Origin of the sequence: Vibrio sp. SNU_ST1, from assembly GCF_030563405.1 — a bacterium.
Lineage (GTDB): Bacteria > Pseudomonadota > Gammaproteobacteria > Enterobacterales > Vibrionaceae > Vibrio.
Map to the genome: position 1 here is coordinate 1,983,056 of NZ_CP130748.1, position 25,445 is coordinate 2,008,500.

Genomic DNA, 25,445 nt, shown 5'->3' on the forward strand with positions numbered 1-25,445 from the left:
AGCGTAACATCACTCCACAAGCCCCGAGCTAACAGCATACTTAGCAAGCTCTGCCGTAGAGTGAATGTCGAGCTTGTGCTTGATATTTTGCCTATGGGTTTCAACCGTTCGGTAACTGATATTTAATCCCTTCGCGATCTCTTTGCTGCTTTCCCCTTTAGCCACTAATTTCAACACGGCTTCTTCACGCCTACTCAATGGGTTCTTCACAGGTTGTGTGGGAGTAATAGGTTGAGTAAACAAGTTCTGAGTCACTTTTTCACAGAAATAGGTCGAGCCTTGATTGACCGTCTTGATTGCCTGCACCATTTTTTCAGCCGAAATTTCTTTCAACATATAGCCGACAGCACCCGATTGCATCACCTTCATGATGTATTCACGGTTGTTATGCATGGTCAGCATCAGCACCTTGGCTTGAGGATCTTCCTCTTTAATCAGATGGGTCGCATCAATACCATTCATGATAGGCATGCTGATATCCATCAACACCACATCAGGGCGCAGGTCTTTAACCATTTCAACGGCTTCTAATCCATTGCTGGCTGTACCTATCACGCTAATATCAGGCTCGAGTTCTAATCTCGCCATAAAGCCATCCAGTACCACTTGGTGATCATCTGCAATCACAACTCGAATAACTTCACTCATTCACCAATCCCTCTAGTGTCAGTAACACTGTAATTTCCGTTCCAAAGCCAACCTCACTCATCAATTCAAAGTCACCACCGATGAACTCCACCCGTTCTCTCATGTTACGTAACCCAATACCTCGCTTTTCCATTGCTTTATAGGTATTAAAACCAACCCCATTATCTTGGATGAGCAATTGCAACACATTGCCAATTTGCTGTGCGATAACCGTTACTTTGGTCGCTTGTGCGTGCTTCTCTATATTATTCAGTGACTCTTGCACCACTCGATATAAAGTCGTCGCAGCTTCTGATTTCAATTTTCCCGGCTGCGTATTAAACAAGGTTTCCACTTCAATGCTCGAGTGCGCCTGAAAATCTAATAACAGCGAAGACAACGCCGCTTCTAAGCCGATATCATCCAATGAACTTGGACGAAGTTGATGCGAGATATGCCTCACTTCTTCGATTGCTCGCATGAGTGAATGCTGCGACTTATTCAAATGTGCTTTAAGGTCTTCGCTTTGTAGCTTATTACCGAGCAGTTCTAAGTGACAGCGACTCGACACTAATAATTGGTTAATACCATCATGCAACTCACGCGCGAGATGCTTCTTTTCGTCCTCTTGAAACATCACCGTCTTATGCGCCAGTTCCTTCAAGTTATTATCCGCTATCCGATGTTCATGCATGTTAATGGCCAAGGTCAGTACAATGATGACCGCGACCGTCACACTCAGAATCACCACAATCGAAAAGAACGTTGTTTCAATATTCTTGTTAATTGCGGCCTGCATCGAGGCCACTTCTTGATGCACATCCTCAATATACAAGCCGGTGCCAATCATCCAGTCCCAACGCTCTAACCAAGCGGCGTAACTCAGCTTCGAGACCACCTCACCCGTCGAAGGCTTTTGCCACAAATATTGGTGAAATCCTCCGCCGGTTTGTGCTTCTCTTAACAAGGCTTCTATCAGAAAATCGCCATCTTCATCTTGCAATTGAAGCAGGTTTTTGCCAATCAATTCTGGCTGTATCGGATGAACGAGATTGGTTCCGTAGCGATCATACGCAAAAAAGTAGCCATCAGAACCATACCTAAGTTTAGACAGTATGCTTCGAACTTCTCTTTTGGCTTGTGCTTCTTTGATCTCTGGATCGTTATAGATGTGCTCGATGGCATCAAATGCAAGATCGACGGTGTCTTTGAGGGCGTTTTCACGCGACTTAATTAAGCTGTCTCGGAAGATCTCGACCTCTTTCTCACCCAACGTCTTAGTTTGGTGCAACGAGATCCAACTAATGCTCGCAGTTACAAGCAGCAACGGGAGTAGCGTCAGCAAAATCAGCTTAACTTTTAGAGGCATTCCTTTTCCTCACAAAAAACGGCTTATTGAACATCAATAAGCCGTTTTACTTTATCAATTTATGGATAGCCGTTGAAACATATCATTCACATTCTAGGCTTCACTCACATTCCATAGAAAGATGGGAAAGCGAGAAGTGATCCAAGTACGAGGATTTGAATAAGAATGAACGGCATCACACCTCGGTAGATATCCTTAGTAGTCACACCTTTTGGTGCCACCCCTTTTAGATAGAACAAACTGAAGCCAAACGGTGGCGTCAAGAATGAGGTTTGAAGATTCATCGCGATAAGGATTGCGAACCAAGTCATGTTGATTCCCATCAGTTCAGCAACAGGCGCAATAATCGGCACAATGATGAAACAGATTTCTACGAAGTCGATGAAGAAACCCAGAATCAAAATCACCAACATGGTAATGATCAAGAAACCCCATTTCTCACCTGGCAACTGCAGCATCCACTCTTCAACCAGATAATCACCGCCAGTGTAAGTAAATGCCATTGAGAATGCCGTTGCACCCAACAAGATAGCAAATACCATTGCCGTTACTTTCACCGTCTCTTTAGAGGCGTCATACACCATCGACCAACTAAACTGACCGTAGAGTAAAGCGAGTACCATCGCACCCGCCCCCCCCAGGGCAGCAGACTCTGTCGGCGTAGCAACACCCGCAAAGATAGAGCCCAATACGACAATAATCAGCGCGAGTGGCGGTATGATTGCTTTCAATGCGTTGATGACTTCTTGTTTGCGGCTGATGGAATCATCACGCTCAATTGGTTGAGCTGCTTCAGGGTTAAGCTTCGCGTATATTAAGATATAAACGATATAAGCCCCCACTAACATTACGCCCGGCCAAATCGCTGCTTGGAACAAGTCGCCTACCGGAACACCCAATACGTCCCCTAATAGAATCAAGACGATGGATGGCGGAATGATTTGCCCTAACGTACCAGACGCACAGATGGTGCCGCAGGCTAAACCTTTGTCGTAGTTGTACTTGAGCATAACAGGCAACGAGATAAGCCCCATTGCAACCACAGAAGCGCCTACCACACCGGTTGAAGCGGCAAGCAGTGAACCTACGAGAACTGTCGAGATTGCGATACCACCTCGGACACCACCAAACAGTCGTCCCATAGACTCAAGTAACTGCTCAGCAAGCTTAGTCTTTTGTAGAACAAGTCCCATGAAAACAAACAATGGAACGGCCATCAGCACCGTGTTTTCCATGATTGATTGAATTCGGTATGGCATGAAGGCAAACATTTCTATACCTTCCGCCCAAACGCCAAAGATTAGCGCGATCCCACCAAAGGTGAACGCCACAGGGAAGCCAAGTAAAAGTGCAAACAAGGCTACGAAAAACATTACTATTCCAATCATGTTCAGCCTCTACTTATTCTTTGTATGAGTATTATTTGCATGCGTGTTATTTGCATGGATAAGATGCGGATTAAAAATCTTGTTCAATGAATGCAGGATTAAACCCACGCCACTAAGTGCCATTAAGAAAAATGACAACGGGATCATGGCTTTGATGATCCAGCGATATGGCAGGCCACCCGGGTCACCTGAGGTTTCGCCGAGGTTATAACTCTCTTTGGCAACATCAATACCAAACCAAGCAACCAGCAAACAGAAAGGCATCAGAAAAATCAGTGTGCCGAGCAGGTCAATAATGGCTTGCGCTTTAAAGCTCAATTGTTCGTAGAACACGTCTACTCGAACGTGGCCACCTGCCTTGATGGCATAAGGAACACCTAATAGAAAAACGGCTGAGAAAAGGTGCCATTCCATCTCTTGGAAGGCGATAGAGACATCATTGAAGGCATATCTCATGACAACGTCATACACAACGTTAGCGATAAGTAGAATAAACAACATACTGGAAAGCCATCCCAGTGCATCACCGATACGATTAAATAGGCGTTCAATATAAATTAGACTTCGCATTCCCGACTCCATGGAATTTGAAAAGACATCGCGCAGCACAACTAACCTTACTAAAAACGATTCAGTTTATAGCTAGCAATAGGCACGACGTAGAAAGGGTTCTTGGTATCTTGTTACAGGATCTATCCTGCTTAATTATTATGGCTTAAATGAACCCGCCGCTTAGTTACCTAACAAGAAAAGCTTTGGGTTCATTTAGCTTCAGTTCAAAAACTGTCGATTATTTCGCTTGGCTATTTAAATAAGCTCTATGTGAAATATCTGTCCATGAACGTACTTGCTCTAGGTAGCTTGCTTGCGAAGCTTGAATCTCTTTTGCCAATGCATCTTTCTCAGCGTGCTTAGCAAGTAGGCGATCGTTCGCTTCTTTCAGTGCAGACATAACCTTTGGCGGGAAATCTTTAACTTGTACGTCTGGGTATTCTGTTTTCATTGAAACCCAGTTCTTGCCACTTTCGTGCGTTGCTTGTGTATACATATCGTAAGCCGCTGTACGCATTGCAACACGCAAGATTTCTTGTAGGTCTTCAGGCAGCTTGTTCCATGTACGTTTGTTAACTAGGAATTGAAGCTCTGAACCCGGCTCATGCCAACCTGTGTAGTAGTAAGGTGCGATCTTGTGGAAGCCCATTCGTAAATCAAGTGATGGACCTACCCACTCTAGTGCATCGATTGTGCGACGCTCTAAAGACGTGTAAAGCTCACCCGGGGCAATATTGGTAGGTTTAGCGCCTAGCTCCGCCAGAATCTCGCCAGCAAAGCCTGGGATACGCATTTTCAGACCTTGTAGGTCTTCAACGCTGTTGATCTCTTTTTGAAACCAACCGCCCATCTGGATATCCGTGTTACCACCCGGGAACGACATCAAATTATGTGGAGAGTAAACCTGCTCCATCAACTCCATACCACCACCGTGATAGAACCACGCGTATTGTTCAGCTGGCGTCATACCGAAAGGCATAGAAGTGAAGTAAAGCGTGTTTGGAACTTTACCTTTCCAGTAGTAAGAGCCTGAGTGCCCCATGTCGTATTGACCAGACTTAACCATGTCAAAAACGCCAAGCGGTGCTTTGTGTTTGTTCGCAGAATCGATTCTGATTTGCAGTCGACCGTTCGACATTTTCTCAGCCATCGCAGCCATGTTCTTCGTCGCGTCACCGAATACTGGGAAGTTTGGTCCCCATGTTTCAGCAAGCTTCAAGCGATAAACCTTATCAGCAGCAGTTGCACCAGTAGCGACCAAAGCTAAACAAGCCGCTGCAGTAACTGCAACGTTTTTAAAAACTCGTGTGAGGGAGTTAGAAATGAGACTCATATTCACGTCCTTTGTTGGGTTAACACTCTTTCTATGAGCATTTTTTATGATTCAACATAAGAGTGCACCGTGATGTGGTAACAAGATATCAGGGAGAGCACGCACGGCAGACCCACATAAACTGCGTATTAGACCAAAGGATTACGTAGAACTACGTAGGAGATAACTTAGCAATATCGATTTTAAAAGCTCTCGGAGATTTATCAGGGTAATTAGTATTGATAAATACCTAAGTAGTTATAATGAAACTGCATTAACAATTGATTCCCATTTCGTGAGGAAGCTCTATTCTCGCCACACATCGAATATGCACCCAAGGGCACCTATCCATATAAATCAAAGTTTCAGAGAATTAGATGCCCTACTTTGGTGCTGACTGATTCGAAACATGGGACACGCGAACGACAGATGAATAACGGAAGAGGTCAGCCGATTGGAAGTAAGGCTTCTGGGGCTAGGTTCGAATATGAGTATGGGGTCGGGGTCAGGGTTTAGATTGAGATGATCCGTCAGATACAAAAAAGCCTCGAAATTCGAGGCTTAAAAACTTTAACGAAGCGAATGTAATCCCGCGGGATTACATAGCTTTGTAGATAACCTTGTTACCTGCAAGTTGCTCTTTCGCTACTAGGTTTTCTTCAAGAAGTTTTTTCAATGCGCCTGTTGCCCATGAAGCTGCTTTCGCGTCTTCTTGACCAGCAGCTAAGCCGATACCTTTAGGGTTAATGCCTTCAGCATTGCTAACAACGATGTCTAGAACTTGTTGTTGCTTAGGAGTCAGTGCTACTGCAACTTCTTTAGTTGCTGCTACTGCTTTCTCTACCGCTGGTTTTGCTGCTACAGTTTTTTCTGCTACAACTTTCTCTGCGACAGGCTTCGCTTTTTTCGGCGTTGCCACTGCTTTAACTACAGCCGCTTTAGTGCGCTTCTGCAGTTTAGCCTGCACCTTACGCTTATGAGCAAGTCTCATTGAATATTTCTCCAGTTCACTGCTCTTTTCGCAGTGGTGAAAATTTGAAGCGCGATTTATACCAAAAAACAGGAGCTATTTGTAGAGTGAAGCGTCGAAAGTCGACGAAAAATACCGATATTATCTACTAGCGTCTATTATTTAATCATCGCTTTATCAATTCAGGGTCATATACACTGGTTATCCATCCAGACAAAAATATGAAAACTTGGTGTTGCCTATGGACACTCGTCACCTTACAAATTTCTCTTTGCCTGCTTTTACGCAATCATATCGAATTATCGCCGTCATTTTAGGATTCGCTTGTCTAATCATGGCGTTATACATTGATAACTCAAAATTACTGATCGTGGGTGCATTTTGCATTAGCGCGCTTTTGGGCACGGGCTATTATTTGATGCTTCGTAGCAGAGTGATGTTCACGCTCACCTCCACTCACTTTCAACAGCATTTTTATAAAGGTGGGTGGGTTTTAAAGTGGAGCAATATTGAAAAGATCGGCATGTGTACCTACGAGCAAGAAGGGTGGCATCAACCGCTCCCTTGGGTGGGTATTAAAATCAAAGATTACTCGCCCTACCTTGACTCTATCTGCCCTAAAATAACCTGCGAATTATTGCTGAGCCAGCGAGCACTTTTGTATCTAGGAGCTAAGCAAGCAGGTAAAGAATCAAACTTTGAAGATATGGTGCTCGACTCATCGCATTACCATGCACGTTGCACAGAAAGCGGCTGTGTTGAATTGAGCCAATATAAAGAGTCAGAGAATATTGACGACGATAACTTCAGTGATTACCAGCCACAGACTGCCCTTGATTCAACCAATGAATCGAACACTCAAAACGCGTTGATTAAAGATTATTCAGGATTACAGGCGATGCTTGCAAACAGGATGAAATATCAAAGAGGATTTCACGGCTACGATATTTTCATATCAACCCATGACCTAAATATTAGTGGAGAAGAGTTTGTTGGACTGGCTCGACGCTACTTGGCGGCTGCCGAGCGCCTTTCTGATTAAAAATAAACCGGTTTAAAAACAAACTAGCACGCAATAAAAAAGCTTAACTTTGATAAGAAAAGCTAAGCTTCATTTTCAATCGCTCTTTTATTAGGTCAGAGGCTTAGTAGAGTGGCATTTCATCAGCTACAAACGGGTTTGATGCGCGCTCGCGGCCAAATGTAGACTCAGGGCCATGGCCCGGTACAAATGTCACGTCACTGCCTAGCGGCCAAAGCTTAGTTTTGATTGAAGCAATCAGCGTGTTGAAGTCACCTTGTGGAAAATCCGTGCGACCAATAGCACCGTTAAATAAAACGTCACCAACAAACGCCATGCGCGCTTGCTCGCTGAATAACACAACGTGACCCGGCGTATGACCCGGTGTATGGATAACATCAATCACTTGGTTACCAAAAGTGACTTTGTCGCCCTCTTCTAACCATGTGTTTGGTTCAAAAGCTTTGCACAGTGGGAAACCAAACATCTGGCTTTGGTTCTCTAAACCTTGAAGCCAAAAGTTGTCTGCCTTATGTGGGCCAACAATGTTCACGTTCAAGATTTCAGCAAGTGGTACTGTCCCGCCCACATGGTCTAGGTGACCGTGAGTCAATACTAAGTTCACTACTTTAACACCTAACTCTTCGATGATAGCAGCCAGTTGCTGAACATCACCGCCCGGATCGACAACGATGCCTTCCATTGTCTCATCACACCACACAATTGAGCAGTTTTGAGAGAACGAGGTAACAGGGACAACTTGATACTTAAGAGACATATACAAACCTTAGAGGGCAAACTGAAATTTGGGCAAACTATGACATTGGATGTCTACTTTGACAAGTACCAAGCATTCGCTCGCAAATTCAGCTTAACGCTACCAACTCCGTGCTGGACCTGTATCAATATGGATAAAGTTGCTACGTGCATAGTAACCGACACCACCCGCATTCAAGCTTTTAGCAACGTCTCTTAATTCTTTTAGGTTAACGCCATCAATACGGAAATCGATCGCTTTACCTAACATATGGTAGCTCTTCTTGGCTACGCCACTCGACTTTGATCGCAATGCTTCATTGGTCGCTGGAGAACGGTAGCCAGAGATGATTTGAACTTCTTTTTGAATACCCAGTACATTTTGAATCTGAGTGATCTGATCAAACAGGTTCTTGTCCATTGGATGAATCTCATTGCGGCGGAAATCACGGCACAATTTGCTTAAGCGAGCCATTTCATCACCAACATAGTTAGTGCCATCGAAATAACAGGTCTCTAAGCGTTCACCGGTGTGAAGATTGTTCATGCTAATCGTTCTTGGTTGATCAGGGTATGAAGCAAAAGCGATAGAAGGAGTGATTGAGGCGACAACAGCGGTACCACCAGCGTAAGTCAGAAACTGACGGCGTGAAAATAAACTTTGAGACATACAGCAAAAAAACCAATTAGATCGAACGAAAAATGCACGATACATAATGGAAATTGCTGCGTCAACGTACAAAAACCGCCCAAAAGGTTAGTATTTGTAACCTTTGCACGGTTAGTTATTGATCCACATTATAATTTTATCAATAGAAGCTTGGTTGTCATTTTTTGGTCAAGATCACCCTTATTGGCTTCAATTATAATTAACCACCCTCTTTATCATATTGATAGATGTCACCACGATACTGTATGCCCCCTTCTTCAAACAGCACGGTTTGATAGATGATATGCACGGGGATTCGCTTCTTGAGTCGCACCTTAGTATTAGGAGCAAGGTCGTTACTTTGGTTAGGGACTTTCCTTACCTTGGTGGCAAACAACAATTCAGCCAACTCCTCTGCATGTTCGACACGTATACAACCTGAACTATAAGCTCGGAAGTCATCATTAAACAGGCCTTTACTTGGTGTATCGTGCAGGTAGATGGCTCGCTTGTTGGGTGTGTTGAACTTGTACAAACCTAGTGCATTATGTGAGCCCGCCTGTTGACGCATTCGATATGGGAACGAATTGAAATTGATGGTCTGCCAATCGATATCTGTGGTGTCGACGGTTTCCATAGTGCGCCAACCATCAATGACTTGGAAGTCGTGTGTTTCTAGGTAGCTTTCGTCCGCTTTTACTTTAGGCAAGATGTCTTTCACCATGATTTTCCATGGCACGTTCCAAGTCGGGTTTAGGATGACCGAATCTAGGTTTATCTCTAAAAGCGGTGTTTTTCGCGACTTTCTGCCCACGACAACTTTGGACTCAAAGACCTCTTCACCATCTTCCCAATACTTCATATCAAAACTAGGGACGTTGACGACAATGAGAGAGTCTCTGTCTCGTGGCCACAAACGCACGCGTTCCGCATTCAGAGCCAAAGAAGTCAATCGGTCATCAAAGCTCATGTTGATCCATTTCATCGTATCTGGCCCGACGACCCCATCGTCTGTAAGGCCGTGCATGCGCTGGAATGATTTAATCGCCGTTTGCAGATCTCGATCGAACTCTGGGAAATCGACCGCGATCATCGAGGTATCAACACCGACCAAAGCAATACGCTCAACAAGAATGGCTTTGTCTGAAAGCTGGTCACCCAAGCGCTTCAAACCTTTCTGTCTATAACGTTCAATATTGAGCTCAGAGGCGGTTTCTAACACCGAATAGGTTGCTTTGAATTGGTCAAAGTCCCCAACAGGCGGCGCGTAAGACAACACCATCTCCAATAAGTAATCATTGGCGACACTGCTTTTTAATCTCATCAGAATATGTGGAGAAGGCGCTGGTAACTTGGAATGTAACTTGCCTGAGAAATACCACTCTTTACCGGCAAGTGGCGCATTTTCAACATAGCTTAGGTAATAGATAAAGGTATCGGTTAATAAGATGTCCAACTCTTGCCATTGCCCACGAGATTGGTACTCACGGATTTGCTTAAGTTGTCGGTCAAAAAGCGGTGCCATTTGCGCTTGTTCTAAAAGCGACAATTGGAATTCAAACGCTTTAACAAGTTCAGGGGAGTCCCACAGAATAGGCAGAGAAGAGTCTTGATAAATACTCTGGGTAAGCTCTGGATAAATCAGCATAAAAGAGAGTTCTGAATCAGCCGGAATAAATCGGCTCTCGTCAGAACTCGTATAGCTCCATGCATGCACAGAAACTAACACCAATAATCCACAGAAGTATTTCGCTAACATGCTTAATCCCATCACCAATCATCCCATAAGTATGGCAAAGAAATAGGAGTAAGCATGTTATTTTTGAGAGGCTATATATATCAGATTGAACTCCAGTGATTATCCCACTGGACCGATGATTGCTGAATTGATTTTTCAAAAGGCTTGCGTTGGCTAACCACACTCCCCGCCCCAGAGCTGAGTCGAAACTCACCATCAAGCAGCACTGCACCAGAAGCATCAGATAGCGCAGAGAGTTCTACTAGTTCTTTAGTCTCCTTAGACCAAATACCGTAGCAATTGCCTCTTGGCGAGGTCGCAATAATCCAATCATCAGAAGCCGCAATACTTGCGATATAGTGATTGAACCTTGCCCATTGCTCTGGCTCTGCGTTCAGTGATTCAAACTGCCCACCTTTGGTATGCATCGCCAAAAGTGAAGGATACTCATCCGGCTCACCACGATATTGCTGGCCACAAAGCACAGTTTCAGCACCATCATGGGCTAGGTGACGAATACTCAATTTCTTATCCAGCAATTCAACCTGATCAAGTAGCACGCCTTCAGGTGAAACATAGCTCAAACTCGGCTGCATCGAATCCAAATTTTTAGGTGTTCTACCATCAGTATGAACGCCACCAACGCCGATCGCGAGATTACCGTCAGGCATGATGATCACTTCATGTGGGCCAATGCCGAAATCAGTAAACTCATCAACTTTACGATAGCCTTGCTCGACATTGTAAACGCCAATAACGCCTTGACTGCTGTCCGTTTTACCTTCGGTGGCATACAGTAACTTGCCATCTAATGAGTAAACACCATGGCCATAGAAGTGACGGTTCTTCCCTTTCACAACTAACTTGATTTGCTCACCGTTTTTATAGTCAAAAACCATAAAATAATCACCAGGACGACGAGCAAAAACAACCGCATGCGATAATGTTGGGCAAATCGCAACGCCATGGCCACGATCGGGAATCGGCAATTGACTCAGCGGCATACCATATTCGTCAGCCACAACCGCTGAATATTGGCCACGACCATTAAGCGCACAGCCGATCAGTTGAGGATCATTAGATGTGCTCACAGCGCCAGAGCGACTAGCACACCCAAATGGCAGTACAGGAACAGCTGCACAACCCAGTGCAGCCTTGAGTAGCGTTCTTCGTATAGTATCAGTCACCATCGGTAGCATTGAATCCTATTACCACGCCAAGCTCTATCGCCACTTCTTCATGAATCAGGTACTTCAAGCGTTCTAATTTATTGTATTGAGTCAGCACATCTCGGTAACCTTCTTTGCTCTGCAGCAGAGTGAACAAGCTAGAATCTGTCGGCCAAGTCTCTAGTGTTAGCGTGAACTGGGCAGCAACACGCTCTGCAAGGTCACTTAACCCCTTCTCTTTCAGCAATCCATCCAAGCCATTGCCATCAGCGAGGTAAAGCTTCTCAAGCGCTGCTACATTGGCTTTTAGTTGAGTCATCGAGGTTTGTGCGCGCCATGATTCTGAGAAATACGGACGCGGATGACCAATTTTAGCCATCGGACGGCTCAGCTTTTTCATACTGTAATCAAGTTGATTCGTCAGCAAAGCAATGTATTCCGACTCCCAACGCATCTCGTCTAGAGCTACCCAAGGGTTAACTTGCCATGCCTGTGCAATAGAAGACGATTTAAGTGCCAAGTTTTCAGCAATCGCTTGCGATGATTGGCAACCAAGATCTTTATCTTGAAGTAATGGCGATTGGGCGTCATAAAGAGACCATTCCAAAGCGCCTAGCCCTTGAACTGTCACACTTTGCTGAGCAATTTCATCTTGAGACCAAGACTTATCTTGCTGAGTCAGTTGACGCATTTTTAGGCCGGTGGTGTTCTTTTTGTCTGGCCAGAATTGAATATTCCAGCTCTCTTCAAGTGCCGCAGTTGGACCTCTTTCTTGGCCTTGAAGTGCCATCCAGCTGTTCATGGTGAGCTGCCACTGACTTTTCAAAGCATCTAACTCAACATCATTAGTTTGGCAGTAACCCTGCATCAAGACTTCTAGCTCGTTGGCTTGCTTGGCGAATAGGACTGCAGAATCAAACTCTTGTTGATAGACACTGCGACTGATGTGGTCGGTCGTATCAGCTTGATAAGACACACCGTTAACCTCAGGTGAAGCGGCTTGCTCACCCGATGATTGGCAGCCTGCCATGATTAATACCGACAAAGGCATTAACAAAAATTTATGTGTCATGCTGTTACCTTACTTGCTAATTTTTCTTTTAATTATATGAGTTCATTAAATGCGAAACGACCGCTGACCTCGTATTCCTACAAGTTCAGCGGTTGTGTTCTTTGGGTTAACTAGATCTTTGAACGACTGAATCTCAGACCGACTATAGCGAATTCAAAAACGCCAGTAGTGCTTCACGCTCAGTGGTATTCAAAGACAGAACGTTTTGTTTCGCCATTTCTGCTTCACCACCGTGCCAAAGTACCGCTTCCATAACGTTTCTTGCGCGACCGTCATGAAGCAGGAACGTATGACCATTCACTTCTTTGGTATAGCCTAATCCCCATAACGGTGTCGTGCGCCACTCTTGGCCATTAGCAAGATACTCAGGGCGATTATCCGCCAAACCTTCACCCATATCGTGCAACAACATGTCTGTGTATGGACTGATTAACTGCTTAGACAACGCAGGTAAACCTTCACGTTCTGCAGTGCGAATTTCAGCTTGGTGACAACTTTGGCAACCAACGTCTTTAAATAACCTTTTACCTTGAACAACGGCAGGGTTGTCCACGTTGCGACGAATAGGTACCGCTAGATGCTGCGAATAGAACTCAACGAAGTCTAAGATGTTATCACTGACTTCTGGCTCACCACCATTCGGAAAGTCATCACAGGTCGATTGTGCAGATGTGCAGTTTTCATTAGGGAATAATCGACTCGTTAAACCTAAATCACCGTTAAACGCAGCCGCATTTTGCTGCATTAGGTTTGGCTGACCAGCTTTCCAACCGAATCGACCCAACGCCATTTCGTTAGTTTGAACATCAAGAACGTAGTTCGCTTTGCCTGAAACACCTTGCTTGTCGGCCAACTGCTGTTTAGCAAATCCGAGAATCGTTTCTTTTGAAATGCTCTCAAGCAGACCAAGACCAATCATTGGCGGCGCGACACGAGCAGAAAATTCTGTTTTAGGATGCATCTCGCCGAAAGCAAGCTCAGTAATCTTTAGGCTTGGTTTACGCAGAGTTACGACTGTGCCGTCTTTGAATTCAACAGGAACATCCGTGTAGCTAATGTTCACTTTACCCTCAGGCTTTACACCTTGAATTGCGAAATCTTGTAGTTGTCCACCGTAAGTCGGCTCTGGAATACCACCATCACGAATGAAGGCTTGTCTCTGCTCTGGCGTTTCAGCCGGGATACTTAAGCGGACCAACAATGAAACCGCGTTCTGGTCATCTTTTTCAGGCGCATGACCACGACCATCTTTGATATGGCAGTTTTGACAACCGTTGGTATTGAATAGTGGGCCTAACCCATCACGCGCATCGGTTGATGACGGCGCAGGAACCCAAGGATTTCTAAAGAAGCTGTTACCTACGCTGAAATCCAAGCGTTTGCTCATTGGCAAGTTGGCGGCAGGAAGAGAAAAAGCGTTCGCGCCCTCTTTCTTTACTGTGGTTTTGCCACCAGAGTAGGTTTCATGGGCGTGTAATGGGGATAAGAAAAACAGTGCGGTTAATAGTGAGGCTGAGAGATACGACTTCATACATTGCCTTGCTGTGTTTTTGATTTTAGTTTTTATTAGGGAGTAACTTTTTTGAATAACAAACAATTAAGGGCTCAATAAGAGCCCTTACAATAGTTTTGAACTCGGGTTCTTAAAACTCGTGATCCGCTGTGTCTGGGTTTAGGCTATCAATGCCAATAACACCAGCAGCACGCTCGATTGCAGCGGTTTGAGACACTAGCGCAACAATAGTTTTGTTTACGAGTGCGTTACCCGCAGCATTGTCAGCAGCAATTAGCTGATCGAAGTGCTGGTTGTTTTTCTCTGCAGAAACAACAAGCTGACCAACTTGTGCACGTGCTAGATCAAACTGCTTTTGAATCTCTTTTGCAGCTTGCTCGTCTTTTTGCTCAACGAGGTCAAACAGGCTAGGACCAGAAAGTAGAGAACCGTCTTCACGCTTGTACAGGCCAGTGTATACGTTGTAGATACCTTGCTCGTTGTAATAGTGAGAATTGTGCGTGTTATCCGAGAAACAATCGTGCTCGTCTTCAGTAGAGTTTGCTTCTAAAGCCACTTTCATACGCTCACCCGCTAGTTCACCTAAAGACAGTGACCCCATACCAAATAGCATTTTACGTAGGCCGTTCTCGCTAGATTCAGAAAGAAGCTCTTGACGATAGTTGCCCTTCTCGCCTTCAGCCCACTGCTTTTCCATCCACTCTAGGTCTTGGATAAGGAGTTCCGCAGAGGCTTTTAAGTATGCGCCACGACGGTCACAGTTACCATTAGTACACTCAGCGCCAACAACGAAATCAGTGTAAGCACGCTCACCTGCACCGCTGTTTGTGCCATTTAAGTCTTGACCCCAAAGTAGGAATTCAATCGCGTGGTAACCAGACGCTACGTTCGCTTCAGAACCACCGATCTCGTTTAGGTCTGCAATTAACTCTGGAGTAATGTTAGTTGCGTCTACTGTTGTTTGACCAATTTGGAACGTCTTATTTGCAACGATGTTTGCGCTAGCGCCTTCGTTACCAAGCTCATATTGGTAATCAGTCGAAACGTAATCGATAAGGCCTTCATCTAGCGGCCATGCGTTTAATTGGCCTTCCCAATCATCTACAACAACGTTACCAAAGCGAAATACCTCAGACTGTTGGTAAGGTACACGAGACTCAAGCCAAGCTTGCTTTACTTGTTCGAAATTACCAGCAGAAGGAGAAGCTAAGAAGGTATCAATAGAAGAGTTCAACGCTTTTGCTGTAATTACTGAATCTGCAAACACTGCATGAGCAATATCGGCGTAATGTTCTACAACTTGATCTTGAGTTACTGCTGCAAAAGAAGAAGCAGAGGCAAAAATGAGTGACGAAGTTACGGCTTTTGTCACTAAAGATTTAATGGTCATGAAGCATCCTTGTTGAGCTTTGAATTATTATTCGTAGTAATAGTGCAAACCATTATCATTTACACTACAGGTTTGAATCATACAAACTTACAATTTTATTGCAAGATAAATACAAAAAAACCTCACATTTGTGAGGTCTTTAAATACTTTTGTGCTATAGCAACGAAAGAAGGTTTATCAAATATCCAGATTATGCTTGCCGTGTGAGACTTTCGCCTTTAGATAGCTTTCATTACCCGACTTGATATGAGCAGAGGTGTTCACCACTTCTTCAATCTCAATACCGAAAGATTTCAGTTCATTGATTTTCTTAGGGTTATTAGTCACCAAACGAATTTTTGTGGTTCCTAAAGCGCGAAGCATTTCTGCCGCTTCGGTAAAGTCACGTAAATCATCACCAAAACCTAGGTGGTTATTCGCTTCATAGGTGTTCATGCCTTCGCTTTGCAGACGGTACGCATCGATTTTGTTATACAAACCAATACCACGACCTTCTTGGCGTAAGTAAAGAATCACTCCCCCCGTCTCACCCATAATTCTGATGGTTTCATCTAACTGCTCACCACAGTCACAGCGAGAAGAATGAAAAACATCACCAGTCAGGCACTCAGAGTGCATACGAACAAGAGGTATGTCTTGTGTCTTATCCGCTGATTTAAATATCACAGCAACATGCTCTTTATCTGTTTTCAATCCATGAAAAGACAGAAGTTCAGCATCAATACTGCTTGTTACCCCTACTTTGAAATCTATTCTGGCACGCACTTCCGCCATAACTATACTCACTTGAAAATTCGATGTATTTAACAACACTACACTATATGTCTAGGCAATATTTTGTAGCTAACTATCTAATGATAGACACTATGAGGCTGTTAACAATTTTTTTCAAGGTCGACCACGTACAAATTGTTATATTATAACAATTAATTTTCTAGGTAACAAAAAACCCCACATTGGTATGACCAACATGGGGTTAAAAATCAATCAGTAAAGGTTTTAGTGATGCTTTGTTGCTGAACAGTTAGCCTACTTGTGCTTGCTTCCAGATAATAAGCTGAACCCAAGCATTTTCTAATTCTGCTAACTCTTCGCGCGTAAGTATGGATATGCTCGATTTCGCACTGTATTTTTCAGCCCATTTATCGGATTGAACATGAGTATGGAACTCTTTTTTCAAACTTGAGGTTACATTATCCACAGACACATCCTTAATACTATTTAACCTTTACGATCTGTCGATAATACAAAATATTGCTCAATTGGTAAACAGTAATATGTGATTTTTTTATATTTTATTCTTAACACTTACAACTAATAAATATATAAATATGATCAACATAACAACCGGAAGTAACCAAAGTAATAGGTTTGAATAGTTCATTTTTGGTTTATATAGAACAAACTCACCGAATCTATATGTCATATATTGGGTTATTTCATTATTGCTCTTGCCTGACTTAACCATATTAAAGACAACGAGACGCAAATCTTTTGCTATTGGGGAATTTGATTCTATTAAGTTTTGATTCTGACACTGTGGGCAGCGCAGCGATTTTGCCAAACTAATAGCACGCTGTTGTTGATTAGGGCTTTCAAACTCAAATAACTCTACCTGAATACTTGTATCTTTATCACTCGCCGTAAACAAATCCTCTGCTATTACAGGGAAGTTGACGACAATAGCAGCGCTAAGTATGAGCACTATGTTGAGCAGGAACTTCATCATCCATTTGCACCTTTAAAATAGTGAACGAGTTCTTTGCGCCAAACCGATTCATTAATCACACCTAGCAACTTCTTAACTATTTGGCCTTCAGCATCGACTAAATACGTTTCAGGAGTCCCTATTACACCGAGTTCTAAAGCCAACTTCCCTTGAGGATCACTGATCACAGTTGAGTACGGATTGCCGTCGCTCGATAACACATTGATCGCTGCCCCAGAGTTATCTCGATAATTGAGACCAACAATTGGTATGCCTTTCTTCTGCAGTTTGAGTAAAAAAGCGTGCTCGGTTTTACATATTCCACACCAAGAAGCCCATACATTGACCAATTGGTAAGGATGTTGAGTAATATCAGCAAGCGTAAGCTTAGCCGTTTCAGAGATTAATGCTTCAGAATCGAATGGCTCATCTGTAACGAGCTTTGCTGCCGTAAATTCAGGGAAAGCCCTTTTTTGCTCTGAAACGCTGGTCGTTTGTTGCTTACTTTCGAGCGCATATGAAAATGCAACGACCAAAGCAACAGCCACTGAAAATAGAGTAATGAGTTTATTACGAACGCTGGTATGCATACTGTGACGCCTTAACGGTTTTCTTTTTACGATGAGTCAATGAGAGTAAAGCGCCAAGAATGGAGAACAACCCACCAAACCAGATCCAGCGCGCATACGCCTTGTACTGCACTCGAAACGCATAAGCGGTGGAGTCTACTTTCTCACCCATGGTGATATACACATCACCATGCCAGAACCATTTCATTGCGGGCTCACTCATGTTCATCACTCGAACTTGGTAATGTCTTCTTTCAGGTGTAATGGAAAAACTTTGCTCGCCAGTTTCTAGCTTAAGTATCGCCTTCTCTGCGGTAAAGTTTGAGGCGACATAAAGCTTTGTATCTTCATGAGATAGCGTCCAATCAATGAACTTTACTTGTGCTCCTGGGCTTAGTTTATAGCTGCGCTCAAACGAGTGGTAGCTATTCATTGCCGCACCTACTGCTAATACCGCGACACCAACATGCGCAAAGGTCATCACCCAGACTTTTCGTTGGAACTTCGAGCTGCGCGTCACCACTAAGCCATAAACATGAGTGAGTAAAACCCAAAATGCGAGTGACCATGTCATCAGAGCCATCACTTGTCGTTGGACTTGTTCCACTTGCCATGAATAACAAGCATAACCAAGTACCAATGACACCACAGCTAACGATGAAATAACACCTTTAGTCGCTTGAGGTTTAATACTCAGCAAAGGGGCTAAACCCACGACGGCTAACGCAAGCAAAGCCAAAGGTGCAATCAACAGATTAAAGTAAGGCGCACCTACCGATATGTTCCCCAACCCAAGCAGTTCAAAGACCATTGGATAAAACGTACCAAACACCACAACAGCGGTCGCCAGTACAAAAATGAGCACCGCGACTAGGCTTAAAAAGCTCTTACTCGCGAAGCTAGTAATCGGGTTAGATTCAAAAGACTCTCCTCTGATGATAAGCAGAGAAAATGAGCTCACGAGCACCAACACTAATATAAGTAGCAGTGCGATACCTTTGGTTGGATCGACAGCAAAAGCATGCACCGACGTTAATACGCCAGAACGAACAATAAAGGTGCCTAAGATACTCAAACAAAACGTAATGAAAGCAAGGCTGAGAGACCATTTCAAGAGCTGTTGTTTGCCCTTAGCAACGCCTAGACTGTGCAGTAATGCTGTTGAAGTTAGCCACGGCAACAAGCTGGCATTTTCAACAGGATCCCAGAACCACCAGCCGCCCCAGCCTAATTCGTAATACGCCCACCAAGATCCAAGAATGATCCCTGCAGTTAAAAAGATCCAAGCGACTAGACACCAACTGCGACAATGGGCAACCCAATCAAACTCAATAGGATCAACCAGCAAAGCGGCAACTGAAAATGCCAGCACCACAGAAAAACCGACATAGCCAAGGTAAAGTAATGGAGGGTGAAAGATCAGGCCGACATCTTGTAACATTGGGTTAAGGTCACGCCCTTCTAGCGGCAAGATCGAATTCATTTCAAATGGGTTTGATGCGAATAAGGTGAACCAAGCAAATATCGCGAGCAGTAGATTCATTACCCACAACACACGGCTTTGGTATTCATTCGAATAGTGTTTTTGTAAGGCAATCACGCCAGACCAGACGCTGATCGTCAGTACCCAAAACAACAAGGAACCTTCATGTCCTGCCCATACGGCTGCAAGCTTAAAAAATGAGGGTAATTGAGTGTTTGAATGTTCAGCAACATAGAGAATAGAGAAGTCATCACTGACAAAAGCATAGCCAAGCAATACGACAGAATTGAGAGAAAACAATGCACTTGAAAGAGAGAAACCGCGGATTAAACTTATATTTTGCGTCCGTTTGTTTAGCATTTGATAAAACGAATGCACACCAATAATGCTACTGAGTACAGCAACCAACACTAAACTAAACAGCCCCAAAGAACCGACCATATCACCTCAATAAGGCTCCGCTTGAGCAGAGCCGATCTGAACACGCATCTCATGTTTATTTAAAGCATGTTCATTAATAAGCAGATGTTTAGTATCCGACATCTGCTCACTAATAAACTTGCGCGAAATTAAGCTAACGTTAACTGCCCTGCATAAAGGACAAAAGTTCGCAGCATTAACACGCCCATCAGGCTTAACGAAGTTACAGAGAAAATATACACCGAACTATGACGGATAGACGTTGGTGTGACCGCATTCAGCAACAATGGTAAAACCATACCAACACCGATCACGCCATACCAGAACCAACTCGCCCAGAAACCACTGCCAATTGCGTTCCATACTGCTTGCTCACTTTGACCACCAGCGAAGATAAGCCCAGTAAAGAAAGTAATAAGAACAAACAACTCAAACATCACGACAGGGCGCTCGAAGCCGTGGATCCATGAAATACTCGGGCTATGAGGTGATTCTTTAAAGACCAACACACCAAATAAAATACATGCCGCCGCTCCCGAAGATAAGCTCGAGAATAAGAACAAAATCGGCAGCACTGGGTTATTCAACAGTGGGAATGTATTTAGAGCGGAAAGCAGGAATCCTGTATAAGCGGCAAGCATCAGAGCAAGAACAGCTAAGAATATTTCCAAAGCATTCTCGAACACTTCTAATTTGCCAATCCAGTTACCAACAAAATCGAGTCGTCCTTTTAACCATACTTGGTCATTCAAGAACCCGACGATTTGATCTCTAAATATAATGCCGATCCAAAGGAACAAGATCACCATATACACTTGGAATAAGATCACACCCATCGACATCACAGACGTTGGATTGTAGAAGATCATGATCTTCCAAAATGATAACGGTTTTGTTAGGTGGAAAACCAAGATCAGCAGACCTGAAATGATCCCAAAGGGCGCAAGAAAAGCCGTGGCCTTTAACACACCATTATGGGCAGGATCACCTTCAATGACTTTACGCTTAAGGTAAATGGAGATCATTACGGCACCCGCCGACATCCCCGCGAGAAATAGATAGATTGCTATAATCCAGTCCCATACCACGGTACCAGACTGAAAAGCTGCGTCCCATGCACTCATAATCAAATCTCCCCTTTTTGGTGTGGCACTTTATAGAGTTTGGGCTGAGTACCGAGATAAGCTTTGTCTCTGTAAACCACCTCAGATTGAAGCACTTGGTTTATCTCACTCTTAGGATCATTTAAGTCACCAAAAATCAACGCTTTGGTTGGGCAAGATTCGACACAAGCAGGTAACTTACCTTGTGCTAGGTTGGTATCACGACAGAAGTTACATTTATCTGCGGATTTATTCTCAGGATGGAAAAAGCGCACTTGATAAGGACATGCCAGTAGACAATAACCACAGCCGACACATTTCTCTTTATGCACATCAACGATGCCAGTTTTTTCATCTTTGTAGGCCGCACCTGTAGGACAAACCATGACACAGGGTGCATTATCACAATGTTGGCAAGAGTTACGAGTAAAACGGTAATCAACATTCGGATATTCGCCTTGAGGCTCACTCTTAATAATTTCTAATCGCGATACGCCTTCAGGCACTTTGTTCACTTCACGGCATGCTTCGGTACAAGCAGTACAACCAATACAAGCGGTTTCGTCATGGATCATTCCATAACGCTTAGTGCCATCTTCTTGAACGTTGGCCAACGTTTTACGACTTGTTACCGCCGCGGTTCCCGCGACACCCGTGGTAAAAATAACGGCACCAGCACCTGCTAAAAAGTTTCTTCTTGAGCAGCTCATAGATTACTCCCCTTCTTTCTTCTGGTTGAAGTCTGAATGGCAATCCACACACAGCTTGATGGTTTGCTTTTTATCTAAACCCAACACTTTCGCTTCAGTGGCATGAACGTCATGACAGTTTGAACAGGTTAAGTTTTGCGCGTGAACATCGTGAGTCCAGCTAGCTTCACGAAGATCATCCGGTTTATGACAATCTATACATTGGCTATTCGCATCTAAAATTAAGCTTGGGTCTAGGAAAACCTTCTCAGTTCCCGGTTGTGATTGAGCCGAACGATACTTCACCACTTCAGGTGCACCTTCACGGTGATCGGGGCCAATAGAGGTATGACAATCAGTACAATTCACTTCACGGCCAAGTAAAGCGTGTGCGCTTTCACCATGAGAGCCCAATACGGTTTCTTTGGAATCTTTATGGCATTGAACACACTTGTAATCTTTGTCGCGGATTAATTCGACTTCATGTCTTGTTGATTCTCCTACTGGCGTAACAGCAGGCTCAGCAACAGCATGAATGGAATAACCATAGAGGCAGAATGCTAGAAGGGATTTAAGCATTATGACTATGGCCAATTTAATATTGCCCATTTTATCCTTTCCTTATACCGGCATTATTTAACTCTCAACTAAATAATATTCCGGTTAAACAAAAGTACCCTTAAACGATATTATTACCGCTTAAATGATATCAATTCTTATTTTGGATAAGCCACAACGCTTTCTATAGTTAGAATATACCTCTAATTGGGTAATACGAAATTTGGATGGGTTATTCTGTGAACGCAATCACCCTATTTATATCATGGTCAATTCAGGTAATTGATTGTTATATATGATAATAATTCTCAATTAAATTTTAATAACACTACCCAACAATACCCCTTTAGGGGTATATAAACTTCAACGTGATTGAAGTCACTACCATTAATTGATCTAAGACAAGCTATATCCAACACGTAACAAAATGTGTTTGTTTATGAATTAATATAAACAGGAATTCTCCAGTTCTTAATTTGAATAGCAAACTCACAACGCTTGGTATAAGAATCAGTATATTGGAGATATCACTGTGAAAAAGCATTGGATACGTAATTCGGTCACAGCACTATTAATGGTTAGCGCATCACTAGCAAGCGCGACCAGTTTTGCTGCGTCTGAACAAAAAGAAATTGGCGATCCTCGTAACGACCAGTTCGAGCAAAACCACCCAGATCAATATCATTCATGGAGACAGACTTCAGAAAGCGAAACCATTGAAGATGCACTAAAAGAAGATCCCAACATGGTCATCATGTGGGCTGGCTACGGCTTCGCAAAAGATTACAACAAAGCACGTGGTCACTTTTATGCGATTGACGATGTACGACAAACGCTTCGTACTGGCGGCCCAACTGACGAAAGCTCAGGCCCAATGCCAATGGCGTGTTGGAGCTGTAAAAGCCCAGACGTCGCACGTGTTATTGAAGAACGTGGCGAAGATGGTTACTTCGAAGGCAAATGGGCACGTCTTGGCAATGAGATAGTTAACCCTATTGGCTGTTCAGACTGTCACGATACGCAAAGCGAAGGCTTTAAAAACGGTGAACCGGCACTGAAAGTTACTCGCCCTTACGTTGAGCGTGCATTTGACGCGATTGGTAAGAAGTTTGAAGACCAAGGTCGCCTAGACCAACAAGCTTCCGTTTGTGCTCAGTGCCACGTGGAATACTACTTCACAGGTCCGACGAAAGGCGTGAAATTTCCTTGGGATAAAGGGACTCGCGTAGAGCAAATGGAGGAATACTACGATGAGATCGGCTTTAAGGATTGGACACACAAAGTATCAAAAGCACCAATGCTAAAAGCTCAGCACCCAGGCTATGAAACTTGGCGTGAAGGTATTCACGGCAAAAACAAAGTTGCTTGTGTTGACTGTCATATGCCGAAAGTAACCAAAGAAGATGGTACCGTTTATACCGACCATAAAGTGGGTAACCCATTCGACCGCTTCGAAGATACTTGTGCTAACTGTCATACTCAATCTAAAGAAACCATGCGTAACATCGTTTCAAGCCGTAAAGCGCAAGTGCTAAACATGAAGCTGACCGCTGAGAAACAAATCGTTGCCGCTCACTTTGAAGCAGGCGCGGCATGGGAAGCAGGTGCGACAGAGCAAGAGATGGAGCCTATCCTACTGGATATCCGTCACGCTCAATGGCGTTGGGACTACGCTATTGCGTCTCATGGTGTTCATATGCACGCCCCTGAAATCGCTCTAGAAGTGCTAGGTACTGCCGTTGACCGCGCAGCCGACGCTCGTACTAAGATTGTTCGTCTACTGGCGAAGAAAGGCATCACTGATCCAATTGAGATTCCAGACATCTCTACCAAAGAAGCGGCTCAAAAAGCGCTTGGAATGGACATGGATAAGATGAACGCTGAGAAGCAACACTTCTTAGACACAGTTGTTCCTAAATGGGAAGAGCAAGCTGAAAAGCGTGAAGCCAACTACGAATACTAGTTTCTTCAATTAGACCATTACGTAAAAACCAGTCACACTATTATTGTGTGGCTGGTTTTTTTTGGGTTTGGGGGAATAAACATCAATATCGACACCCCCAATCCACTCGCCAATTTAAGGAATCAAGAATGAGAACCCTACTTTCGCTTTCGGCATTATGTATTGCACTACTCAGTTCAGGCGTTCACGCCTCTGAGCGTGCAGAAACAGGGTGGGAATTAATAGAGAAAGGCGCATTAGTCGTTGATGTCAGAACACCTGAAGAGTTCGAACAAGGGCATCTAGATAACGCCATCAACTACCCTCTTTCTGAAGTGGCTACTCACTTCGCCGATATAGAGAAAGACCAACTGGTCGTTCTGTATTGCCGCAGTGGTAATCGTTCAGGGCAAGCTTATCAGTTCTTGCGTGCTCAAGGGTTTACTCAAATCCATAACGCAGGTGGGTTAACAGAGATGCTAGATAGCCAATAACTTGAGAGATTAATGGCTTTAGAGGCTAATCGTTTCAAAGACAAATCGCTTCAAAAGCCAATCAGGGAGAATAGCCTATTGACCAAGCCTAGCGGATCATCTGCTTGGCTTGATTGATCGAGTGAATAATCGAAACGCGATCAATCCCCTTTTGATTGGAATCGAGAATTTGAGTCCACGCATCAATCGCTTGTTGATAGCGCATACTAATGAAGTGATCGGTCGCAATCAGCATCAATGCCGTACGATCATTGGGATCAAGCTGCATTGAGTGATCCAATAGCGTATTCACGTCATCGCTCATCGCTTGAGAGCTGAGGTAATAAAGAGCGGTTGCTTTGGCAGCATAGAGGCCAGAATGTGCTTGAGGATCTAAGCGAATCGCGTAGTCGTAACAGGTGAACGCTGCATCAAACTCCCCTTTCTGCATATACACACCACCAAGCTTAAACCACAAATCGGATTGATTCGGGTCTTGCTCAAGGCTTTGCTGAAGCTCATCTTGGAAATCCGTTGCCGTGTAACTATTGTTATCATCTATAGGAAGTTGAGGTATCTCTTGTTTCAGTTGAGACCAGACAAGTACGCTCAAAGCCACAGCAATAAGCGAAATCAACACATTCCCTTTTAGATGACCGCTGTTTTTGTTCGCTGCAATAATAACCACAATCAAAAACAAACTCATGAGTACCAACGCAACCAACAACCAGATATCCATTCCATATCCCTTTTATTTAGATTTAGATCTATCTCTACTCTATCGTTTTCGCCCTGCCTCGTTATTGATCAAAGTTTAGCGTTCGAGATTTAGTGATCAAACTTTTGCATAAAAGCAACGGAATAAAGTTGGAGCTCAGACCCAAGCCATAAGCCAAATGAGAAGAGAAGAGAAGAGAAGAGAAAAAGAGTGAAATGACAGGCAATAAAAAACCGAGCACTTGGGCTCGGTTTTT

Annotated in this window: 25 protein-coding genes; 3 read left to right on the plus strand and 22 right to left on the minus strand. The window is 43.8% G+C overall.

What is annotated here, in order from left to right:
• Nucleotides 1-9 precede the first annotated feature (9 nt).
• From Q5H80_RS08560 to Q5H80_RS08585, 6 genes are all read right to left on the minus strand, one after another.
• A complete protein-coding gene (locus tag Q5H80_RS08560; RefSeq protein WP_304564440.1) occupies nt 10-648 on the minus strand; it encodes a response regulator transcription factor in 639 nt (212 codons plus the stop codon).
• On the minus strand, nt 641-1,996 hold the full coding sequence (locus Q5H80_RS08565) for a cache domain-containing protein (protein WP_304564441.1): 1,356 nt from the start codon (nt 1,994-1,996) through the stop codon (nt 641-643). The genes Q5H80_RS08560 and Q5H80_RS08565 overlap by 8 nt, the downstream gene beginning before the upstream one ends.
• A gap of 104 nt (nt 1,997-2,100) precedes the next feature.
• On the minus strand, nt 2,101-3,384 hold the full coding sequence (locus Q5H80_RS08570; protein ID WP_009847136.1) for a TRAP transporter large permease subunit: 1,284 nt from the start codon (nt 3,382-3,384) through the stop codon (nt 2,101-2,103).
• A 9-nt stretch (nt 3,385-3,393) separates the two neighbouring features.
• Nucleotides 3,394-3,966 (minus strand): TRAP transporter small permease subunit, encoded by a 573-nt coding sequence (locus Q5H80_RS08575; protein ID WP_050395127.1) that lies wholly within the window; start codon nt 3,964-3,966, stop codon nt 3,394-3,396.
• A 208-nt stretch (nt 3,967-4,174) separates the two neighbouring features.
• Entirely contained in the window at nt 4,175-5,269 is a 1,095-nt protein-coding gene (locus Q5H80_RS08580) for a TRAP transporter substrate-binding protein (RefSeq protein WP_304564442.1), read from the minus strand.
• 577 nt (nt 5,270-5,846) lie between these two features.
• Nucleotides 5,847-6,239, minus strand: coding sequence for a hypothetical protein (locus Q5H80_RS08585; protein WP_012604302.1), 393 nt, complete (start codon nt 6,237-6,239; stop codon nt 5,847-5,849).
• A 220-nt stretch (nt 6,240-6,459) separates the two neighbouring features.
• On the opposite strand from Q5H80_RS08585, the gene Q5H80_RS08590 reads away from it, so the two are divergent.
• Entirely contained in the window at nt 6,460-7,260 is an 801-nt protein-coding gene (locus Q5H80_RS08590; protein WP_304564443.1) for a DUF2982 domain-containing protein, read from the plus strand.
• Between the two features lie 103 nt (nt 7,261-7,363).
• Here the strand turns inward: Q5H80_RS08590 and Q5H80_RS08595 are convergent, their stop codons facing one another.
• The 15 genes from Q5H80_RS08595 to nrfB form a co-directional block, all read right to left on the minus strand.
• A complete protein-coding gene (locus Q5H80_RS08595; protein WP_004733386.1) occupies nt 7,364-8,017 on the minus strand; it encodes an MBL fold metallo-hydrolase in 654 nt (217 codons plus the stop codon).
• A 99-nt stretch (nt 8,018-8,116) separates the two neighbouring features.
• A complete protein-coding gene (locus Q5H80_RS08600; RefSeq protein ID WP_009848830.1) occupies nt 8,117-8,665 on the minus strand; it encodes a YcbK family protein in 549 nt (182 codons plus the stop codon).
• A 199-nt stretch (nt 8,666-8,864) separates the two neighbouring features.
• Nucleotides 8,865-10,403, minus strand: coding sequence for a murein L,D-transpeptidase (locus tag Q5H80_RS08605; RefSeq protein ID WP_304564452.1), 1,539 nt, complete (start codon nt 10,401-10,403; stop codon nt 8,865-8,867).
• 80 nt (nt 10,404-10,483) lie between these two features.
• Complete coding sequence (locus Q5H80_RS08610; protein ID WP_304564454.1) at nt 10,484-11,572, minus strand: DUF1513 domain-containing protein; 1,089 nt, start codon at nt 11,570-11,572, stop codon at nt 10,484-10,486.
• Complete coding sequence (locus tag Q5H80_RS08615; protein ID WP_304564455.1) at nt 11,562-12,623, minus strand: imelysin family protein; 1,062 nt, start codon at nt 12,621-12,623, stop codon at nt 11,562-11,564. The genes Q5H80_RS08610 and Q5H80_RS08615 overlap by 11 nt, the downstream gene beginning before the upstream one ends.
• A gap of 142 nt (nt 12,624-12,765) precedes the next feature.
• A complete protein-coding gene (locus tag Q5H80_RS08620) occupies nt 12,766-14,154 on the minus strand; it encodes a di-heme oxidoredictase family protein (RefSeq protein ID WP_304564457.1) in 1,389 nt (462 codons plus the stop codon).
• 112 nt (nt 14,155-14,266) lie between these two features.
• The gene (locus Q5H80_RS08625; protein ID WP_304564459.1) at nt 14,267-15,526 is read right to left on the minus strand and encodes an imelysin family protein; all 1,260 of its coding nucleotides are present in this window, start codon (nt 15,524-15,526) and stop codon (nt 14,267-14,269) included.
• 177 nt (nt 15,527-15,703) lie between these two features.
• Nucleotides 15,704-16,300, minus strand: coding sequence for a GTP cyclohydrolase II (ribA, locus tag Q5H80_RS08630; protein WP_009848836.1), 597 nt, complete (start codon nt 16,298-16,300; stop codon nt 15,704-15,706).
• Nucleotides 16,301-16,550: 250 nt separating this feature from the next.
• Nucleotides 16,551-16,727 carry a hypothetical protein gene (locus Q5H80_RS08635; RefSeq protein ID WP_304564466.1) on the minus strand — a complete coding sequence of 59 codons (177 nt, stop codon included), beginning with the start codon at nt 16,725-16,727 and terminating at the stop codon, nt 16,551-16,553.
• A gap of 87 nt (nt 16,728-16,814) precedes the next feature.
• Complete coding sequence (gene nrfF, locus Q5H80_RS08640; protein ID WP_304564467.1) at nt 16,815-17,255, minus strand: heme lyase NrfEFG subunit NrfF; 441 nt, start codon at nt 17,253-17,255, stop codon at nt 16,815-16,817.
• Nucleotides 17,252-17,824 carry a DsbE family thiol:disulfide interchange protein gene (locus Q5H80_RS08645; RefSeq protein ID WP_304564468.1) on the minus strand — a complete coding sequence of 191 codons (573 nt, stop codon included), beginning with the start codon at nt 17,822-17,824 and terminating at the stop codon, nt 17,252-17,254. Before Q5H80_RS08645 ends, nrfF begins: the two co-directional genes overlap by 4 nt.
• Nucleotides 17,805-19,727 carry a heme lyase CcmF/NrfE family subunit gene (locus tag Q5H80_RS08650; protein WP_304564469.1) on the minus strand — a complete coding sequence of 641 codons (1,923 nt, stop codon included), beginning with the start codon at nt 19,725-19,727 and terminating at the stop codon, nt 17,805-17,807. The genes Q5H80_RS08645 and Q5H80_RS08650 overlap by 20 nt, the downstream gene beginning before the upstream one ends.
• A 128-nt stretch (nt 19,728-19,855) precedes the next feature.
• Nucleotides 19,856-20,830: a cytochrome c nitrite reductase subunit NrfD gene (nrfD, locus tag Q5H80_RS08655; protein WP_192888937.1), complete on the minus strand. Its 975-nt coding sequence runs from the start codon at nt 20,828-20,830 to the stop codon at nt 19,856-19,858.
• Between the two features lie 2 nt (nt 20,831-20,832).
• A complete protein-coding gene (gene nrfC, locus Q5H80_RS08660; protein ID WP_192888938.1) occupies nt 20,833-21,519 on the minus strand; it encodes a cytochrome c nitrite reductase Fe-S protein in 687 nt (228 codons plus the stop codon).
• A gap of 3 nt (nt 21,520-21,522) precedes the next feature.
• Nucleotides 21,523-22,107, minus strand: a complete 585-nt coding sequence (nrfB, locus tag Q5H80_RS08665) for a cytochrome c nitrite reductase pentaheme subunit (protein ID WP_086713605.1) — start codon at nt 22,105-22,107, stop codon at nt 21,523-21,525.
• A 481-nt stretch (nt 22,108-22,588) separates the two neighbouring features.
• Between nrfB and nrfA the strand changes: the two genes are divergently transcribed.
• Complete coding sequence (gene nrfA / locus Q5H80_RS08670; RefSeq protein WP_304564470.1) at nt 22,589-24,019, plus strand: ammonia-forming nitrite reductase cytochrome c552 subunit; 1,431 nt, start codon at nt 22,589-22,591, stop codon at nt 24,017-24,019.
• Nucleotides 24,020-24,147: 128 nt separating this feature from the next.
• Nucleotides 24,148-24,492, plus strand: a complete 345-nt coding sequence (locus Q5H80_RS08675) for a rhodanese-like domain-containing protein (RefSeq protein WP_304564471.1) — start codon at nt 24,148-24,150, stop codon at nt 24,490-24,492.
• A gap of 88 nt (nt 24,493-24,580) precedes the next feature.
• On the opposite strand, the gene Q5H80_RS08680 is transcribed toward Q5H80_RS08675, so the two are convergent.
• Nucleotides 24,581-25,210 (minus strand): tetratricopeptide repeat protein, encoded by a 630-nt coding sequence (locus tag Q5H80_RS08680; RefSeq protein WP_304564472.1) that lies wholly within the window; start codon nt 25,208-25,210, stop codon nt 24,581-24,583.
• Nucleotides 25,211-25,445: the final 235 nt, after the last annotated feature.

Coding starts and splice junctions, on each gene's coding strand:
- Q5H80_RS08560 (WP_304564440.1), bottom strand. CDS start 648: ATGAGTGAAGTTATTCGAGTTGTGATTGCAGATGATCACCAAGTGGTA.
- Q5H80_RS08565 (WP_304564441.1), bottom strand. CDS start 1,996: ATGCCTCTAAAAGTTAAGCTGATTTTGCTGACGCTACTCCCGTTGCTG.
- Q5H80_RS08570 (WP_009847136.1), bottom strand. CDS start 3,384: ATGATTGGAATAGTAATGTTTTTCGTAGCCTTGTTTGCACTTTTACTT.
- Q5H80_RS08575 (WP_050395127.1), bottom strand. CDS start 3,966: ATGGAGTCGGGAATGCGAAGTCTAATTTATATTGAACGCCTATTTAAT.
- Q5H80_RS08580 (WP_304564442.1), bottom strand. CDS start 5,269: ATGAGTCTCATTTCTAACTCCCTCACACGAGTTTTTAAAAACGTTGCA.
- Q5H80_RS08585 (WP_012604302.1), bottom strand. CDS start 6,239: ATGAGACTTGCTCATAAGCGTAAGGTGCAGGCTAAACTGCAGAAGCGC.
- Q5H80_RS08590 (WP_304564443.1), top strand. CDS start 6,460: ATGGACACTCGTCACCTTACAAATTTCTCTTTGCCTGCTTTTACGCAA.
- Q5H80_RS08595 (WP_004733386.1), bottom strand. CDS start 8,017: ATGTCTCTTAAGTATCAAGTTGTCCCTGTTACCTCGTTCTCTCAAAAC.
- Q5H80_RS08600 (WP_009848830.1), bottom strand. CDS start 8,665: ATGTCTCAAAGTTTATTTTCACGCCGTCAGTTTCTGACTTACGCTGGT.
- Q5H80_RS08605 (WP_304564452.1), bottom strand. CDS start 10,403: ATGTTAGCGAAATACTTCTGTGGATTATTGGTGTTAGTTTCTGTGCAT.
- Q5H80_RS08610 (WP_304564454.1), bottom strand. CDS start 11,572: ATGGTGACTGATACTATACGAAGAACGCTACTCAAGGCTGCACTGGGT.
- Q5H80_RS08615 (WP_304564455.1), bottom strand. CDS start 12,623: ATGACACATAAATTTTTGTTAATGCCTTTGTCGGTATTAATCATGGCA.
- Q5H80_RS08620 (WP_304564457.1), bottom strand. CDS start 14,154: ATGAAGTCGTATCTCTCAGCCTCACTATTAACCGCACTGTTTTTCTTA.
- Q5H80_RS08625 (WP_304564459.1), bottom strand. CDS start 15,526: ATGACCATTAAATCTTTAGTGACAAAAGCCGTAACTTCGTCACTCATT.
- ribA (WP_009848836.1), bottom strand. CDS start 16,300: ATGGCGGAAGTGCGTGCCAGAATAGATTTCAAAGTAGGGGTAACAAGC.
- nrfF (WP_304564467.1), bottom strand. CDS start 17,255: ATGATGAAGTTCCTGCTCAACATAGTGCTCATACTTAGCGCTGCTATT.
- Q5H80_RS08645 (WP_304564468.1), bottom strand. CDS start 17,824: ATGCATACCAGCGTTCGTAATAAACTCATTACTCTATTTTCAGTGGCT.
- Q5H80_RS08650 (WP_304564469.1), bottom strand. CDS start 19,727: ATGGTCGGTTCTTTGGGGCTGTTTAGTTTAGTGTTGGTTGCTGTACTC.
- nrfD (WP_192888937.1), bottom strand. CDS start 20,830: ATGAGTGCATGGGACGCAGCTTTTCAGTCTGGTACCGTGGTATGGGAC.
- nrfC (WP_192888938.1), bottom strand. CDS start 21,519: ATGAGCTGCTCAAGAAGAAACTTTTTAGCAGGTGCTGGTGCCGTTATT.
- nrfB (WP_086713605.1), bottom strand. CDS start 22,107: ATGGGCAATATTAAATTGGCCATAGTCATAATGCTTAAATCCCTTCTA.
- Q5H80_RS08675 (WP_304564471.1), top strand. CDS start 24,148: ATGAGAACCCTACTTTCGCTTTCGGCATTATGTATTGCACTACTCAGT.
- Q5H80_RS08680 (WP_304564472.1), bottom strand. CDS start 25,210: ATGGATATCTGGTTGTTGGTTGCGTTGGTACTCATGAGTTTGTTTTTG.